This is a genomic window from Streptomyces sp. NPDC039423 (assembly GCF_055598725.1).
The window spans coordinates 1-13,601 of sequence record NZ_JBVKAH010000008.1 but is presented as its reverse complement, the minus strand read 5'-3'; the positions used below and the strand labels follow the sequence as shown (position 1 = coordinate 13,601).

General features: G+C 72.3%; 16 protein-coding genes. 2 read left to right on the top strand and 14 right to left on the bottom strand.

Annotated elements, in window-relative coordinates:
• Nucleotides 1–40: 40 nt before the first annotated feature.
• The 5 genes from ACZ7LK_RS24260 to ACZ7LK_RS24240 form a co-directional block, all read right to left on the bottom strand.
• Complete coding sequence (locus ACZ7LK_RS24260; RefSeq protein WP_392275670.1) at nt 41–718, bottom strand: class E sortase; 678 nt, start codon at nt 716–718, stop codon at nt 41–43.
• 37 nt (nt 719–755) lie between these two features.
• On the bottom strand, nt 756–1,853 hold the full coding sequence (locus ACZ7LK_RS24255) for a class E sortase (protein WP_469463556.1): 1,098 nt from the start codon (nt 1,851–1,853) through the stop codon (nt 756–758).
• Nucleotides 1,850–2,488 carry an aminodeoxychorismate/anthranilate synthase component II gene (locus ACZ7LK_RS24250; RefSeq protein ID WP_392275672.1) on the bottom strand — a complete coding sequence of 213 codons (639 nt, stop codon included), beginning with the start codon at nt 2,486–2,488 and terminating at the stop codon, nt 1,850–1,852. Before ACZ7LK_RS24250 ends, ACZ7LK_RS24255 begins: the two co-directional genes overlap by 4 nt.
• Nucleotides 2,485–2,646 (bottom strand): hypothetical protein, encoded by a 162-nt coding sequence (locus tag ACZ7LK_RS24245; RefSeq protein ID WP_392275673.1) that lies wholly within the window; start codon nt 2,644–2,646, stop codon nt 2,485–2,487. The genes ACZ7LK_RS24250 and ACZ7LK_RS24245 overlap by 4 nt, the downstream gene beginning before the upstream one ends.
• A gap of 96 nt (nt 2,647–2,742) precedes the next feature.
• Nucleotides 2,743–3,510, bottom strand: coding sequence for a DUF881 domain-containing protein (locus ACZ7LK_RS24240; protein WP_392275674.1), 768 nt, complete (start codon nt 3,508–3,510; stop codon nt 2,743–2,745).
• Nucleotides 3,511–3,656: 146 nt separating this feature from the next.
• Here ACZ7LK_RS24240 and crgA point away from each other — a divergent pair, with 146 nt between their 5' ends.
• Nucleotides 3,657–3,914, top strand: a complete 258-nt coding sequence (crgA, locus tag ACZ7LK_RS24235) for a cell division protein CrgA (protein WP_392275675.1) — start codon at nt 3,657–3,659, stop codon at nt 3,912–3,914.
• Between the two features lie 275 nt (nt 3,915–4,189).
• Here crgA and ACZ7LK_RS24230 read toward each other — a convergent pair whose 3' ends face one another.
• Nucleotides 4,190–5,053: a rhomboid family intramembrane serine protease gene (locus ACZ7LK_RS24230; protein ID WP_469463555.1), complete on the bottom strand. Its 864-nt coding sequence runs from the start codon at nt 5,051–5,053 to the stop codon at nt 4,190–4,192.
• Between the two features lie 130 nt (nt 5,054–5,183).
• Nucleotides 5,184–5,717: a peptidylprolyl isomerase gene (locus ACZ7LK_RS24225; RefSeq protein WP_392275677.1), complete on the bottom strand. Its 534-nt coding sequence runs from the start codon at nt 5,715–5,717 to the stop codon at nt 5,184–5,186.
• Between the two features lie 257 nt (nt 5,718–5,974).
• Between ACZ7LK_RS24225 and ACZ7LK_RS24220 the strand changes: the two genes are divergently transcribed.
• Complete coding sequence (locus tag ACZ7LK_RS24220; RefSeq protein ID WP_392275678.1) at nt 5,975–6,691, top strand: DUF5324 family protein; 717 nt, start codon at nt 5,975–5,977, stop codon at nt 6,689–6,691.
• A gap of 178 nt (nt 6,692–6,869) precedes the next feature.
• Here the strand turns inward: ACZ7LK_RS24220 and ACZ7LK_RS24215 are convergent, their stop codons facing one another.
• The 7 genes from ACZ7LK_RS24215 to ACZ7LK_RS24185 form a co-directional block, all read right to left on the bottom strand.
• On the bottom strand, nt 6,870–7,388 hold the full coding sequence (locus ACZ7LK_RS24215) for a DUF6344 domain-containing protein (protein ID WP_469463554.1): 519 nt from the start codon (nt 7,386–7,388) through the stop codon (nt 6,870–6,872).
• 120 nt (nt 7,389–7,508) lie between these two features.
• A complete protein-coding gene (locus tag ACZ7LK_RS24210; RefSeq protein WP_392275680.1) occupies nt 7,509–8,273 on the bottom strand; it encodes a bestrophin-like domain in 765 nt (254 codons plus the stop codon).
• Between the two features lie 66 nt (nt 8,274–8,339).
• Nucleotides 8,340–10,052 (bottom strand): hypothetical protein, encoded by a 1,713-nt coding sequence (locus ACZ7LK_RS24205; protein WP_471143271.1) that lies wholly within the window; start codon nt 10,050–10,052, stop codon nt 8,340–8,342.
• Between the two features lie 211 nt (nt 10,053–10,263).
• The gene (locus ACZ7LK_RS24200; RefSeq protein WP_469463552.1) at nt 10,264–11,010 is read right to left on the bottom strand and encodes a phosphodiesterase; all 747 of its coding nucleotides are present in this window, start codon (nt 11,008–11,010) and stop codon (nt 10,264–10,266) included.
• Nucleotides 11,007–12,008 (bottom strand): EamA/RhaT family transporter, encoded by a 1,002-nt coding sequence (locus ACZ7LK_RS24195; RefSeq protein ID WP_392275683.1) that lies wholly within the window; start codon nt 12,006–12,008, stop codon nt 11,007–11,009. Before ACZ7LK_RS24195 ends, ACZ7LK_RS24200 begins: the two co-directional genes overlap by 4 nt.
• On the bottom strand, nt 11,998–13,257 hold the full coding sequence (locus tag ACZ7LK_RS24190) for an ATP-grasp domain-containing protein (RefSeq protein WP_471143268.1): 1,260 nt from the start codon (nt 13,255–13,257) through the stop codon (nt 11,998–12,000). The genes ACZ7LK_RS24195 and ACZ7LK_RS24190 overlap by 11 nt, the downstream gene beginning before the upstream one ends.
• Nucleotides 13,258–13,268: 11 nt before the next feature.
• Nucleotides 13,269–13,601, bottom strand: a 333-nt coding sequence (locus ACZ7LK_RS24185) for a glutamine amidotransferase-related protein (RefSeq protein ID WP_471143267.1), incomplete at its 5' end; no start/stop codon positions are given.

The following is a 13,601-nucleotide window of genomic DNA, read 5'->3' as shown; positions in this document are numbered from 1 at the left end:
GCTTCAGCCGCCGGCCGACGGCCGGCGGCCGCCGTGACCGTCAGCGCAGCTCCGCCGGGGGCGTGCGGGCGCCGTCGACCTTCTCCGTGCGCTCCAGCTCGCCCCATACGACGTAGCGGTACGTGGAGGTGTACACGGGCGTGCACGTGGTGAGCGTGATGTAGCGGCCCGGCTTGGTCCGGCCCGACTCCTTGGGCACCGGCTGGAGGACGTCCACGTTGAACTTCGAGGTCTCGGGGAGGGTCTTGTAGACCTTGTAGACGTACCAGGTGTCCTTGGTCTCGAAGACGATGGAGTCCCCGGACTTCAGCTTGTGGATGTTGTGGAACTTCGCGCCGTGGCCGTCCCGGTGCGCGGCCAGCGAGAAGTTGCCCTGCTTGGCCGAGGGGAGGGCGGACGTGACGGGGGAGGTGTAGTAGCCGGCCACGCCGTCGTTGAGGGTCTTGGGGTCGGTGCCCCGCTTGACCAGCACCTCGCCGTTCTTCATCGCCGGGACGTGGAGGAAGCCGATGCCGTCCCTGGTGTCGAGGGCGCCCGGGGCCTGGGAGGCCCAGTGGTCGCGCACCTCGCTGCCCTGCTTGTCGGCCTCGCGGTCGGCCAGGACGTTGGTCCACCACAGCGAGTAGACGACGAAGAGGCCCATGAGCACCCCGGCGGTGATCAGCAGCTCGCCGAAGACACTGATGACGCCGGCGATCCGGTTGCGCGCACGTGCCACTACATCTGTCCCGTCTGGAGGTCGAAGCCAGGCCGCCCTAGCCTACGAGCGCGTCCGGTTTCCCCTTGCTGCGCGGGCGTTCGTCGACCATCTTGCCCCACACGATCATCCGGTACGTACTGGTGAACTCGGGTGTGCAGGTGGTGAGCGTGATGTACCGGCCCGGCCCGGTGAAGCCGGACCCCTCCGGGACCGGCTGGATCACCGAGACGTTCGAGGGGGGCGTCTGCGGCAGGATGCTGACCATCTCGTACGTGTAGTACGCGTCCCGCGTCTCCACCACGATCGGGTCGCCCGGGGTGAGCTGGTTGATGTAGCGGAACGGCTCGCCGTGGGTGTTGCGGTGGCCGGCGACCGCGAAGTTGCCCCGCTTGGCGGAGGGCATGGCCGTCTTGAGCTGCCCCTCGCCGTAGTGGCCGACCATCCCCCGGTCGAGGACCCGCTTCTTGTCGATGCCCTCCGCGATGGGCACGACGACGTCCAGCTTGGGGATGTACATGATCGCGAAGCCCTGGCCGGGCTCGAAGGCGTCCGGTTCGCGGCCCGCCGCCCAGGCGTCCTCGATGCCCTGCTTCGCCTTGTCGGCCTCGAACCCGGCGCGGACGTTGGTCCACCAGAGCTGGTAGGTGACGAAGAGCAGCATGACGACGCCGAAGGTGATGAACAGCTCGCCGACGATCCGGCTGGCGACGACGCCCACACTGTCCTTGCGGGCGCGGGCGGCGCGCCGGGCCTCCACGCGCGTGAGCGGCCTGCCGGGGTCGGCGGGCGGGGTGGCGGCGGGCGGCGGGGAGGAGCCCTTGCGGCGGCGTCCACGCCCCTTGGCGGCGGCCTTGCGGCGCTCGGCGCGGCCGCCGGTGGGCCGCTCGGGCGCCGCTCCGCGCGGGGTCGCCGGCGGTTCGGCCACTATTCGCCGCGCCTCCTCCGTGCGGAGGGCCATCGTCTCGTCGTCCGGTACGGGGCGGGCCGGCGGGCCGGGAACGGGGTCCGGGCCGGGTGCCCAGGTGCCGGCGTACGGATCCGGGTCCGGTGCGGGGTCCGGGGGCACGGGGGCATCCGGAAGCTGTGATTCCGGAAGGTTCGTCGCCCGGAACCACGGCGAACCGTGCTCGTGCTCCGGACGCACGGGGGTCACGCGACGGCCTTGCCCACCACCGGAGCGAGCCCTGCCGACCGGCCCACCGCGCCGGTGTCGCCGCACTGCTCCAGCCAGTTGGCCAGCATCAGATGCCCGTACTCGGTGAGCACCGACTCCGGGTGGAACTGCACGCCCTCGACGGCGAACTCCCGGTGCCGCAGCCCCATGATGATGCCGTCCTCGGTCCGCGCGGTGACCTCCAGGACGTCCGGCAGCTCCGCGGGCTCGGCGGCCAGCGAGTGGTACCGGGTCGCGGTGAACGGCGACGGCAGCCCGGTGAAGACGCCCCGCCCCTCGTGCACGACCGGCGAGGTCTTGCCGTGCAGCAGCTCCGGAGCGCGGTCGACGACCCCGCCGTACGCCACCGCCATGGACTGCATGCCGAGGCACACGCCGAAGACGGGAATGCCCGTGTCCGCGCAGTGGCGGACCATGTCCACGCAGACGCCCGCTTCCTCGGGCGTCCCCGGGCCGGGCGAGAGCAGGACGCCGTCGAAGCCGTCCTGGGCGTGGCCCAGCTCGACCTCGTCGTTGCGCCGGACCTCGCACTCGGCACCGAGCTGGTACAGGTACTGGACCAGGTTGAAGACGAAGCTGTCGTAGTTGTCGACGACGAGAATGCGTGCGCTCACTGACCGTCCACCGTCACATCGTTGAACGGAAGCAGCGGCTCCGCCCAGGGGAACACGTACTGGAAGAGCACGAAGACCACCGCGAGGATCAGGACGAGCGAAATCAGCGCCCGCACCCACGCGTTGCCCGGCAGATGCCGCCAGATCCAGCCGTACATGACGCCTGCCGGTCCTTCCGTCGTATGCCCTTCGATACCGCACCAGAGTACGGGGCGATGCCGCCGGGGTGGGTCAGCTGTGGAAAGCCGGCGGCGCTACTCCACGGGCTTCGCGTAGTGGAGGTCCACGGTGCCCGAGTAGCCGGGGAGGGTCACCGCCTCGTGGTCGTCGACCTTCCAGCCGAGCCCGTACGCCTTCACGTAGAGCAGGTAGTTCTGGATGGCGGTGGAGTCGTCGAGGGCGCGCTGGAGCTTCCCGGGGTCGCCGACGGCCGTGATCCGGTAGGGCGGGGAGTAGACCCGGCCCTGGAGGATCAGGGTGTTGCCGACGCAGCGCACCGCGCTGGTGGAGATCAGCCGCTGGTCCATGACGCGGATGCCCTTGGCGCCGCCCTTCCACAGGGCGTTGACGACGGCCTGGAGGTCCTGCTGGTGGATGACCAGGTCGTTGGCCTGCGGCTCGGGGTAACCGGGAGCGGCCTGGGCGCCGGGCGGGGCGTCGTTGAGGGTGACGGTGAGGCCCGCTCCACCGACCTTGGTGGTGCCCGCGGCCTTCTCCAGGGCGCCGAGCTTGGCGTCCTCGGCCTCGGTGGAGCCGTCGTCGCGGCGGGCGAGGGCGTCGACCTCGTCCCGTACCGTCGCGGTCGTCTCGTCGAGCTGGGCGTTCTTGTGGCTGCGCTCGCGGATGAGGTCGGACAGTTTCAGCAGCGAGGCGTCCGTACGGATGTTGGTGCCCTTGGCGGTGTTGAAGCTCGTCACGAAGATCAGGCCGGCGAGGGCGAAGACGGCGGCGGTGAGCATCCGGACCGGTCGCCAGTTCCTGCGCACGGCCGGCTCTTGGGGAGAGTCGGCGGAATTGCTCAACGTACCCTTATCTCCTTCAGCGCCGCGGAAGCACTACGCTAACGGACGCCCGGTCGAGGCAGTGGTCCCCCTCGTCCCGACCCCGGCGACCAGCAAAGCCACAGTTCCCTGCGCGGTCACGCAGCGCATCGACAGGAGAGTCCCTCGTGCCGAAGTCACGTATCCGCAAGAAGGCCGACTTCACGCCGCCGCCGGCCGCGAAGCAGGCGACCAGCATCAAGCTGACCAGCCGTAGCTGGGTGGCTCCGGTGATGCTGGCGCTGTTCGCCATCGGACTCGCCTGGATCGTGGTCTTCTACGTCACCGACGGCTCGCTGCCCGTCGAGTCGCTCAAGAACCTGAACATCGTGGTCGGCTTCGGGTTCATCGCCGCCGGGTTCGGCGTCTCCACCCAGTGGAAGTGACGGTCGGGTAGCGGGTCCGCCCGCCGGGCAGGGCCGTCAAGCCCTGCCCTGAGTTATCCACAGCGTTGTGCACAGCGGGTGGAAAAGGTCAGACGATCTGTGGATAACTTGCATCGGGTTGACGCCGATGTGACTGGAGCGGCTGGTCGCCTCCGCGGCGCACACCCCCCACCCGTACCGGAAAACACCAGGTCAGGGGGGCGGGGTACAGACGTTCCCCACACGATGCGCAAGATCGAACACACGCTGTGGACAACGATGGGGACAAGCCGCGCTCAGCTGAGCGCGGCCGTCCTCAGCACCACGGTCACCAGGCTCAGTCCCAGGACCAGCGCACAGGCCGCCCCCTGGAGCAGGGCCCGCCGCTCGCGCGGACCGTTGACCATGGCGTACGCGATGATCAGCCCGGCGACCAGTCCCCCGATGTGCGCCTCCCAGGCGATCCCCTCCCGGACGAAGGTGATCACCAGGTTGAAGGCGACCAGCGCCATGACGGGCCGCAGGTCCCGGTTGAGCCGGCGCACCAGCACCACGGTGGCGCCGAGCAGCCCGTAGATCGCGCCCGAGGCGCCCAGCGAGCCCTGGTTCTCCGGCGCGAGCAGATAGGTCAGGGCGCTGCCCGCCAGCCCGGACAGCAGGTAGAGCGTCAGGTACCGGACCCGGCCGAGCTCCGCCTCCAGGGTGCCGCCCAGCAGCCACAGCAGCAGCATGTTGCCGGCGATGTGCCAGGGCTCCTGGTGCAGGAACATCGAGGAGACCAGCCGGTACCACTCGCCGTCCACCACGCCGACCAGCCGGCCGAGGTCCGGGTCGAACGCGAACCCGATCAGCACCAGCTCGTCGATGAGCGCCGGGTTCAGCCGGCCGAGGAGGAAGACCAGCAGGTTGACGCCGATCAGGACGTTGGTCACCAGGTGCGGGTGTCCGGCCGCGATCGGGCCGCCGGCGATCGTGCGCGGCTGGTTGGCGGTCGGGGAATGCCCGGTGCCAGACCCTCCCCGTACGCACTCCGGGCACTGGAACCCGACCGAGGCGTCCACCATGCAGGCGGAACAGATGGGCCGCTCGCAGCGCGTGCAGCGGACCCCCGTCTCCACACCGGGATGGCGGTAACAGCCCGGCATCTGCGCCTGCTCCATGGGATCCCCTCGCCGGCCCGGCGGCCGGTGCACCTCGAACGACAACGCCTCGCCCATCCTTACGGATGGACGAGGCGGAAAGGTTCCCTTCAGGCCCCACGGTCCCCGCGGGCCCCTCCGGGGCCGGTGATCAGGCCTTGCGGGACTCGACCACGACGGACTCGATGACCACCTCGTTGACCGGGCGGTCGGTGCGCGGGTTGGTCTGGGTGGCCGCGATGGCGTCCACGACCTTCTTGCCGGCCTCGTTGGCCACCTCGCCGAAGATGGTGTGCTTGCCGGTCAGCCACGTGGTGGGGGCCACCGTGATGAAGAACTGCGAACCGTTGGTGCCCGGGCCCGCGTTGGCCATCGCCAGCAGGTACGGCTTGTTGAAGGACAGCTCCGGGTGGAACTCGTCGTTGAACTCGTAGCCCGGGCCGCCGGTGCCGTTGCCCAGCGGGTCGCCACCCTGGATCATGAAGCCGCTGATGACACGGTGGAACACCGTGCCGTCGTAGAGGCGGTCGGTGGACTTCTTCCCCGTCTCCGGGTTCGTCCACTCGCGCTCACCCTTGGCGAGCTCGACGAAGTTCTTGACCGTCTTCGGCGCGTGGTCCGGGAAGAGCCGGATCTCGATGTCGCCGTGATTGGTCTTCAGGGTGGCGTAAAGCTGCTCGGCCACGATGTGCCTTCCGTAAGTCTGCTCTGACGTTCACCGATCCTCGCACGGAAGGGCCGCCCACGAGGAAAGCCGGGCCCGTCGTCGCCGGGACACCGCACGAGGGGACGAACCGCGCCCCCGGGCCGCCGGACACGGCGCGTTCCGGCCCCGTTGCCCCGGATGCCCGCGTACCGCATGCCGACGGGGACGGCGGCAGGCATGATTTCAAAAAGGACGGAAAGGCGAATAGCGACCCCGCCACCGAGGAGGAGGATCCCGTGACCCGCAAGGACAGCGTGCGCGCCGCGACCAGCTCGGCGAAGGAAAGCGTGCGGCACGCCGCGGAAGTGGTGGCGCCGTACGCCGGAACGGCAAAGGACACGGCCGCGCACTACGCGCAGCTGTGTGCGCAGGAGGCTCGCGTCAAGGTCGCGCCGAAGGTCTCGAAGGCCGCGCAGCAGGCCCGTACGCAGGCGCGTGCCCAGTACGACTCGCGTGTCGCCCCGCATGTGCCGCCGAGGGTCGACGAGGCCGCGCATCGTGCCGCAGTCCGGACCCGTCAGGCCGCACGTCAGGCGGCGGACTACACCAAGCCTCGGGTGGAGCAGGCGATGGCCGCCGCTCAGCCCGTCAGGGAGCAGGCGATGGCCCGCTCCGTCGCCGCCGTGGCCGCGATGCGCGGTCAGGTGACGGCCAAGGACATTCAGAGGCTCGTGCGCAAGCACGAGCGTCGTGCCAGGGCCGGCCGCCTCGCCAAGGGGCTCGCGGTCTTCGGCCTGGTGGCCGGCGGCGTCTTCGCCGCCTGGAAGTGGTGGGACAAGCAGGCCAACCCGGACTGGCTGGTCGAACCCCCGGCTCCCACCGAGGTGTCCGAGCGCACTCCGCTGACCTCCGTCGACGGTACGGGCCCGGCTTCGCTCGACCCCGAGGTGGAGGCCAAGCAGGCGGAGGCCGAAGCCGACACCGACGCGGGCACGGACGACGAGCGCCGTTAGGAAGCGGCCCGTCACAAGCGGTTCTTGGGGAGCGGCTCTTCTCGAACGGTTCTGGGAGAGCGGCTCTTCTTGAGCGGCTCTTCTTGAGCGGTTCCTGGGGAGCGGCTCTTCTTGAGCGGTTCCTGGGGAGCGGCTCTTTTTGAGCGGGTCGCTCGGAAGCGGCTCGGTCAGGAGCGGCTCAGGCGGCGAGCGCGAGGTCGGCGCGGCCGACCCGGACGGCCGGGTCGGCGGTCCCGTGCGTGTGGACCCGGTCGGACGTCCCGGAGACGGTGACGCCGGCCGGGTCCGTCCGCGTCACGGCCGTCGGCAGGGCGGGCTGGGCGGGTACGAGCGCGGCGGGCACATGGCGTACGGAGGGCGAGGTGCCGTGCGCCTCGGCGCGGATGCGCTGCTTGATCGTGGGCGGCAGGGACCGGACCCGGCCGGGCGCCCAGGCCGGGGCGAAGTGGCGTGGCGCGGGAACGGCGGCCGCCGGTGTGGCGGTCCCGGCGCCGGTGCCCGCCGTGGTTCGCTCGCCGGAAGCGGCGCCGGCGGCGGTGATCGTGGTGGTGGCCGTGGCCCGATCGGCGGCGGCGTACACCGGAACGGCCGCCTTCGGCGTGCGCTTCACGCCGAGAGCGGTGAGGATCGCGGACAGGAGAGAGAAGAAGGCGGTCCAGAAGTGCGTGACCGTGTGCGCGTACTTGACGGCAGCCATGGCCCCTCGCTTTCGGGTTGAGCGATCTACATACCTTTCTCATGATGTGTACGCATCTCGGGAACCCATGGAGCGACGCCGCCGGTGCGCAGATCTTCCGATGAACACCACCCGTACGGCTCAGGCCGCCCCGGGGAAGTAGCGCGTGAACGGGTCCGCGCTGACGCCCATCACGTCTCCGAAGGGCGTGGAGAGGTAGTGGATCAGGAGCCCGAGGAAGACGGTGAGCACCACCATCCCCATCGCCATCATCAGCTGGCCCAGGCTCCGGCCGATGCCGAAGAAGAACAGCATCCCGACCGAGAGAACCGCCCCGACGAAGATTCCGGCCCAGAGCACCGGTGACAGGGTCTCCTGGGCCACCGACTCGCGGCCCCGGCGGGCGTCGTCGAGCGTGCTGAGCTGTCCGAGGAGCTCCAGGGCCGTCACCTCCTGGGACGAGGTGGCGTGCGGCGGGGCGGCGGCGACCGCCCGCATCTGCCCGACCAGGCCCCACCCGGCGTCGGGCAGTTGGCCCCCCAGCCGCATCCGTGGCCATTCGTCCTGGACGACATGGACGGCGTAGCGCTCCGCGACCGCGTCGAGCCGCTTCTTCTGCTCCGGTGGCAGCCCCTCGGCCAGCACCGTCATCTGGTGCAGGGCACCCGCCTCGGTGGAGGTGTGGCTCTCCGCGTCACCCCGCAGCTCCCAGACGGAGACCAGGGCGAGGCCCAGGAGCAGGGCGTACAGCAGGGCGATCATCATCGACATGTACTCGGCGACTTCCCCGCCGCCCTCCTCCTCGTCCGCCTCGGCGGGGTGGAAGTGGCGCCAGGCCACCACCGCCGCGGCGGCGATCAGCGCGGCGAGCAGGCCGAGGGCCAGCGTTCCGACCACATGCTCCATGGCGACTCTCGCTCCTCTCTCGTCACGGGTCTCGTCACGGGCTGGTGGCGGCCGGGTGGCCGGCGGTCACAGGCGGCGGCCCGCCAGGACGACAAGGGCGGCGGCGGGCAGGAAGAGCAGCAGCAGGAACACGGCCGGGCTGACGGAGTCGTCCCGCCGGTAGGAGCCCCGCGCCCGGGCGGTCAGCCCCCGGCCGTCCCGGTCGGCCGTGCGTGATCGGTCGCGCCGGGCGCCGGGCGGGAGCGCTCCGGTGCCCGCGGAGGCACCGGTGCCGGCGGAGGCGCCCGTGCCGGCGGTGGCACCCGGGCCGGCGGTGGCCGCGGTGCCGGCGGTGGCGCCGGTACCAGCGGTGGCGCCCGTGCCCGCGGAGGCACCCGTGCCGGCGCCGGCGCCGGTACCCGCGGAGGCACCCGTGCCGGCGGTGGCCGCACGTCCGGTGGCGGTGCCTGGGGCGAGCCCCTGAGGTGCGGTGCCCGCGCCGGGGACGAGGCCGGGCACGAGCCCCGGGGCCAGGGCGCCGGGCGGGAGCGCGCCAGGGGCCAGGGCGCCGGGCGGTACGGCGCCGCCGACGGCTCCTCCCGGGGCGGCGCCGGTGCCGGCGAGGGCGCCCGCCGCTCCGGGAACTCCGGGGGCGCCGGGGACTCCGGGGACTCCGGGGGCGGTACCCGTACCGGCGAAAGGCGGGGTGCCGGGGGTGCCCGGGGCACCAGGGGCCCCCAGCACCCCGGGTGCTGCGCCGGCCGCACCGGCGGAAGTACCGGCCGCACCGGCGGGAGTACCGGCGCCGCCGGGACCGGCCCTACCCGCGCCGCCACCAGCCCCACCACCCGCAGCAGCGCCACCCGCACCGCTCGAACCCCCCGCGCCGCCACCACCCGCGCCCCCACCCGCACCGCCCGGCGGGGGCAGCGCGCGCGGGGGCGGCGGGGGCGGCGGAGCCGGGCGTACCGCGAACGAGGTGGCCGCCCGCGCCACCAGGACCGGTGGCGGGACGAGCCGGGTGCACGTCGGGCCCAGGGTGAACAACCGGTCGCTGCCCCGCACCTCGGGCGTGCTGCGGTACGTCCCCGGCCGTAGGCCGCTCAGGCGCGCGACGCACACCGCGACCGCGCCGGGCCCGAGGGCCTGCGGGGGGCCGGGGCGGCCGCCGCAGTCGACGGCGGGGCGCCCCAGGCCGGGGTCGACGAGCCGGGCACCGTGGATCGTGCGGTTGCCCGGGTTGCCGATGGTGTACCGGACCACCGCGTGCGGGGCCACGGGGCCCTGGACCGCCACGGTCAGCGCGAGGGCGCCGGCCACGCCCTGGTAGCCGGCCGCCGCCGTGGCGGTGGGGCGCAGCCCGAGCGAAGGGATCTCGCCCCGGACGCGCGCGGTCGCGGCGTGGTGCCCCGGTGCGGCGCCGAAGCGTGCCGTACACGTGACCGAGCTCATCCCGCGCATCCAGAAGCCCTGGCCGCGCGGGCAGCGCAGCGCCCCTCCCGGTACGGACGGGTCGGTGAGCGTGACGCGGTGCAGGTCGGCACCCGAGCGGTTGGTCAGCCGGTAGCGCTTGACCACGGGGTGCCCGGCCCGGATGCCGATGCGCTCCGCCTGGCGGGGGACCTTCTTGTTGACGGTGACGGACAGGACGAGCGGCGAGCGCCCCACGCCGTCGGCGGCGGCGTACGGGGGCCGGGAGGCCAGGGGCCAGCCGCTCGCGTGGGCCACCAGCAGCAGGGCCCCGGCGGAGAGGACCATCGCTCTGGCGCGTCTGGTACGGGTGCTCGGCCTGACCACCATCAAGGGGTCCCTTCCGGTCCTCGGTGTGCCGGACTCCGGCCAGCGTCCGTCACCGCCGGAGGACCCGAAAGCGGGGGGCCGCCCGTATTGCGCTGTCCGTGCGCGAGTGCACCACGATGGCGGACCCCGGCCCGAGCGGCCCCGGCCCGGACCCGCCCGGGGGGCCCAGGGCCGAGGCCCGGGAGCCGGGGCGTCCGGGGGCGCCGGGGACTCAGACCGTGCGGACGTGGCTGGTGAGCCGGCCCCCCTCGTACAGGTGGAAGGTCAGCGACGGCGGGGTGCCGTGGGTCTTCCAGGAGTCGTCCGGCCCCTGCTCCCACGGCATCAGTGCCGTCGAGGCGATCCCCGGGGCGCACACCAGGGGGCGGCCGGCGAAGGTGGTCGCCGCCGCCGTGTGGGCGTGGCCGCACAGCACGGCGGCCACCTGCGGATGGCGTGCGAGGACCTGCTCCAGGTCCTCGGGGTCGCGCAGCCCGATGCGGTCGATGTACGGCAGCCCGAGGTCCACGGGCGGGTGGTGGAGGGCGACGAAGGCGGGCCGCTCCGGGGCGGCCGCGAGGGTGCCGTCCAGCCAGGCCAGCGTCTCCGGGCCGAGCAGGCCCTCGGGCCGGCCGGGCACCGAGGAGTCGCACATCAGCACCCGGACGCCGCCGGCGTCCCCCACCTCGTTGACCGGGGCCGTCCCCCGGCCGCCGAGCAGCCCCCGCCGGTACGCCTCGCGGTCGTCGTGGTTGCCCGGGCACATCAGCACCCGGTGGCGCTCGTGCAGCGGGGCGAGGGCCTCCCGGACCCGGCGGTACTCGGCCTCGGTGCCGTGCTCGGTGATGTCCCCGGTGATCAGCACCGCGTCCACCCGGCCCGGCAGCCCGGTCAGGTGGGCGACGGCCCGGCGGGTGCGCTCCGCGCTCTCCTCGGTGCCGTCCAGGTGGAGGTCGCTGAGGTGCGCCAGTACGGTCATGCCTTCACCTCGGCGTCCGGCGCCGGTTCCTTCCCGGCGTCCTTTCCGGCGTCCTTCCCGCCGGCGTCCGCCTCCCGCTTGCCCGCGTGCCAGCGGGCCCAGGTGCCCAGGCACATGGCCAGGGATATCGCGAGGATCCCGAGGAAGGTGCCCTGCGACTGGTGCAGCCGGGGGTCGAAGAACTGCGCCACGTAGGTGATCACCAGGTTCGTCCCGAAGAGCATCGAGACGGTGATCGGCTCGGTGCGCACGATGCCCTGCTGGAGCAGGTACAGCGAGATGATCACGCCCACCACGCTGATCGCCAGGATCGCGCCGACGTTGTCCGGGGTGTACGGCTCGAAACTGCCCCGCGCGGTGAGGAGGACGAGGGTCGCGACGATGAGGGCGACGAAGCGGGAGGCCATCATCTGGCGCACCGTCATGCCCGCGTCGCCGAGCCGCTTGGTGTAGTAGGTGACGCCGGACAGCGAGGTGGAGGTCAGGACGCACGCGACGACCCCGAAGACCAGCTCGCCCGCCGGTACGTCCCCGATGGCCGACTCCCCGCTGGAGGCCATGGCCAGCAGGTACCCCATGGCGGCCAGCATGGCGCCGGCCGCGACCAGCTCCAGCGGGAGCGCCTTCGTACCGGGCCGGAGCTTGAAGCCGAGCAGGATGGTGATGGTCGGACCGAGCCCGATGATCATGGAGTTGGCCATGGCCGGCTCGAAGACGGTGAACGCGTACAGCACGGCGATCCAGCAGACCGCGGTGGAGACGTTGAGCATCACGACGTCGGGCAGGCAGCGTCGGACCACGGCCTTCAGGGCCTTCTTGTCCCGCAGGGTGAGGAAGTAGAAGGCCTGGGCGACGACGAAGGAGTTGAAGGCGATGAACTCGGGCGACAGGTTCTGCACCAGCGCGCCCTCGAACACCGACTTGGTGGAGTTGATGACGCAGTAGCCCAGGACCAGCAGGGGGCCGGCGACCAGCGCGGCGCGGCGGCTAGACGACATCGTAGAAACCCTCGCCGTCCAGGTAACGGGCGGTCATGTAGTCGTGGGTGACCACGCCTTCGACCTCGTGCAGCAGGTGCACCAGCATCGGGTAGGTGAGGTCGTTGACGGTCCGGGCGATCTCCTCGCCCGGCCGCACCTTGAGCAGGACGTCGTGGAAGCTCTGGAGCGCGCGGAGCCCGTCCATCTTGGGGTAGTCGACGAGCTTGCCCCCCTCGGGCGCGATCATGTTGACGCAGACGGCGTGCCGGGCGACCTCGTAGTCGGTGTGGCGGAGCTCCTCGAAGGCGTCCGGGTCGGTGTAGGCGCGTACGGTCCACTCGAGCTGGCTCTCGCCGATCGCCGCCCGGGTCAGCAGCGGCAGCATGGCCCCGCACACCCGGGCGCCGGTCTCGACCAGCCGGGGGCCGTCGGGGGTCAGCTTCAGCTCGGTGTGGGCCGGGCCGTTGCGGATGCCGAGGGCGTCGAGGACCGAGAAGGCGTAGTCGGCGAGGAGGTCCTGCTCCGGGCCCCGGCGCACCATCAGGGCCGACCCGCCGAGCAGGTCGCGCACCCCGTTGACGCCGAGGTGCTGGGTCTTCCACAGGTCGCACACGTAGTGCCGGCCGTCGAGGCTGACGGTGTTGACGTAGTACTCGGCCCCCACCAGGTACTCCTGGGCGACCACGGCGTCGTTGCGCAGCCCGAGCGCGCTGTCGGCGCCGACGAGCGCCCCGAAGGCGGCCCGGACCTCGGCCTCGGTGCCGCAGAAGTGCACGCCGTCGTTGAGCGCGCTGCGGACGGGCTTGAGCACCACGGTGCGGTCCTCGGGCCCGGACCAGGCCAGCAGGGCGTCCAGGTCGGTCGCCAGGATCTGGTCGGCGGCCGGCACCCCGGCGGCCTTGACGGTCTCCACCATGCGGAACTTGTCCCGCCGGGCGCTGCTGAGCGCCGTGCCGTTGGAGCGCAGCCCCAGGGCCTCGCTGAGCACGTCGGCCAGTTCGACGCCTATCTCCGCACCGGGGAGCAGGACGACCGGCTCGTACGGGGCGAGGGCGGCCAGCGTCTCGGCCGTGTCGCCGCGGTGGACGACGGTGGCGAAGAAGTCGTCGGGGCGGAAGGACGCGGCGAAGGCGGCGGGCGGCTGCTCCAGGCTCTGCACGTGCAGGCAGTCGTAGCCACGGTCGTGGAACAGGGGGGCGAGGTGGCTGGCGGTGGAGAAGGCGTCGACGATGGCGACGACGGGGCGGCGGCCCTGAGGGGTGCTCATGCGGGGCTCCATCAGTGGTGGGCGGGGGTGACCGCGGGGGCGACGACGGGAGGGACAGGCGTGGCGGAGGTGGCGGGGGCGGGGGTCGCCGTGAGGCGTTCGACGGCCGCCTTCACCAGTCCGGCGAAGAGCGGGTGCGGCCGGGTCGGGCGGGAACGCAGCTCCGGGTGAGCCTGGGTGGCGACGAGGTAGGGGTGGACCTCGCGCGGGTACTCCACGTACTCGACGAGCTTGTTGTCCGGGGAGGTACCGGAGAAGACCAGACCGGCCTTCTTCTCCAGCTCCGCGCGGTAGGCGTTGTTCACCTCGTAGCGGTGACGGTGGCGCTCCTCGACGTACGGCTC

Excerpts from the sequence above, each read along its gene's own strand:
- ACZ7LK_RS24215 (WP_469463554.1), bottom strand. The coding sequence starts at position 7,388 with ATGGCTGCCGTCAAGTACGCGCACACGGTCACGCACTTCTGGACCGCC.
- ACZ7LK_RS24245 (WP_392275673.1), bottom strand. The coding sequence starts at position 2,646 with ATGTACGGCTGGATCTGGCGGCATCTGCCGGGCAACGCGTGGGTGCGG.
- ACZ7LK_RS24230 (WP_469463555.1), bottom strand. The coding sequence starts at position 5,053 with ATGGAGCAGGCGCAGATGCCGGGCTGTTACCGCCATCCCGGTGTGGAG.
- ACZ7LK_RS24195 (WP_392275683.1), bottom strand. The coding sequence starts at position 12,008 with ATGTCGTCTAGCCGCCGCGCCGCGCTGGTCGCCGGCCCCCTGCTGGTC.
- ACZ7LK_RS24190 (WP_471143268.1), bottom strand. The coding sequence starts at position 13,257 with ATGAGCACCCCTCAGGGCCGCCGCCCCGTCGTCGCCATCGTCGACGCC.
- ACZ7LK_RS24205 (WP_471143271.1), bottom strand. The coding sequence starts at position 10,052 with ATGGTGGTCAGGCCGAGCACCCGTACCAGACGCGCCAGAGCGATGGTC.
- ACZ7LK_RS24200 (WP_469463552.1), bottom strand. The coding sequence starts at position 11,010 with ATGACCGTACTGGCGCACCTCAGCGACCTCCACCTGGACGGCACCGAG.
- ACZ7LK_RS24210 (WP_392275680.1), bottom strand. The coding sequence starts at position 8,273 with ATGGAGCATGTGGTCGGAACGCTGGCCCTCGGCCTGCTCGCCGCGCTG.